At 46.5% G+C, this 2,107-nt stretch carries 1 protein-coding gene; it reads right to left on the reverse strand.

The features are described from left to right. Positions 1-2,107 (reverse strand): hypothetical protein (locus tag B7708_RS09665; protein WP_193431726.1); only part of this gene is annotated, 2,107 nt, incomplete at both ends.

Raw genomic sequence — 2,107 nt, forward strand, 5'->3', positions numbered from 1 at the left:
CTTGTGCTTGCTGATTGGCTCGCACTGATTGACGCTGATACGCTGTTGCTCAAGCTTGTGCTTGCTGAGTGGCTTGCACTGATTGACGCTGATACACTGTTGCTCAAGCTTGTGCTTGCTGATTCAGATGCACTGATTGATGCTGATACGCTGTTGCTCAAGCTTGTGCTTGCTGATTCAGATGCACTGATTGAGGCTGATACGCTGTTGCTCAAGCTTGTGCTTGCTGATTCAGATGCACTGATTGACGCTGATACGCTGTTGCTCAAGCTTGTGCTTGCTGATACTGAAGCACTAATTGATGCAGACACGCTGTTGCTCAAGCTTGTGCTTGCTGATACAGATGCTGAAGCTGATTCACTTGCAGATACTGATGCTGAAACTGATTCACTTGCAGATACAGATGCGCTAGCTGATTGACTTGAGCTTACTGATGCTGAAGTGCTTTGGCTTGCAGATACTGATGCTGAAGCTGATTCACTTGCAGATACTGATGCGCTAGCTGATTGACTAGCTGATACAGATGCTGAAGTGCTTTGGCTTGCAGATACTGATGCTGAAGCTGATTGGCTTGAGCTTACTGATGCTGAAGTGCTTTGGCTTGCAGATACAGAGGCGCTAGCTGATTGACTTGAGCTTACTGATGCTGAAGTGCTTTGGCTAGCTGATACTGATGCGCTAGTTGATTCGCTTGCACTTACAGATGCTGAAGTTGATTGGCTAGCTGATACTGATGCTGAAGTACTTTGACTTGCAGATACAGACGCTGAAACTGATTGGCTTGCACTTACAGATGCTGAAGCACTTTGGCTAGCTGATACTGATGCTGATTGGCTTGCACTTACAGATGCTGAAGCTGATTCACTTGAGCTTACAGACGCTGAAGCTGATTGACTTGAGCTTACTGATGCTGAAGTGCTTTGGCTTGCAGATACTGATGCTGAAGCTGATTGACTTGAGCTTACTGATGCTGAAGTGCTTTGGCTTGCAGATACTGATGCTGAAGCACTTTGGCTAGCTGATACGGATGCGCTAGTTGATTGACTTGCAGATACTGATGCTGAAGTGCTTTGGCTTGCAGATACTGATGCGCTAGTTGATTCGCTTGCACTTACAGATGCTGAAGCTGATTCACTTGAGCTTACTGATGCTGAAGTGCTTTGGCTTGCAGATACTGACGCTGAAGCTGATTCACTTGAGCTTACAGAAGCTGAAGCGAATTGGCTAGCTGATACTGATGCTGAAGCTGATTGACTTGCTGATACTGATGCTGAAGTGCTTTGGCTTGCAGATACTGATGCTGAAGTGCTTTGGCTTGCTGATACAGACGCTGAAGCTGATTGGCTTGAGCTTACTGATGCTGAAGTGCTTTGGCTTGCTGATACAGATGCTGAAGCGCTTTGACTTGCAGATACTGATGCTGAAGTTGATTGGCTTGCTGATACTGATGCTGAAGTGCTTTGGCTTGCAGATACTGATGCTGAAGCACTTTGGCTAGCTGATACAGATGCTGAAGCGGATTGACTTGCTGATACAGATGCTGAAGCGGATTGACTTGAGCTTACAGAAGCTGAAGCTGATTCACTTGCAGATACTGATGCTGAAGTTGATTGACTTGCTGATACAGATGCTGAAGTGCTTTGGCTTGCAGATACTGACGCTGAAGCTGATTCACTTGAGCTTACAGAAGCTGAAGCGCTTTGGCTAGCTGATACAGATGCTGAAGCGAATTGACTTGAGCTTACTGATGCTGAAGCTGATTCACTTGCAGATACTGATGCTGAAGTTGATTGACTTGAGCTTACAGAAGCTGAAGCGCTTTGGCTAGCTGATACTGATGCTGAAGCGGATTGACTTGCTGATACTGATGCTGAAGCGGATTGGCTTGAGCTTACTGATGCTGAAGTGCTTTGGCTTGCAGATACTGATGCTGAAGTTGATTGACTTGAGCTTACTGATGCTGAAGTGCTTTGGCTTGCAGATACAGAGGCTGAAGCTGATTGGCTTGCTGATACTGATGCTGAAGCGCTTTGGCTTGCTGATACTGACGCAGAGTGGCTCGCGCTTGCTGAGATAGAAGCTGAGTTCTGGTCGTTAGATGCTGAAG

Source organism: Streptococcus oralis subsp. dentisani (assembly GCF_002096615.1).
Taxonomy (GTDB): domain Bacteria; phylum Bacillota; class Bacilli; order Lactobacillales; family Streptococcaceae; genus Streptococcus; species Streptococcus oralis_U.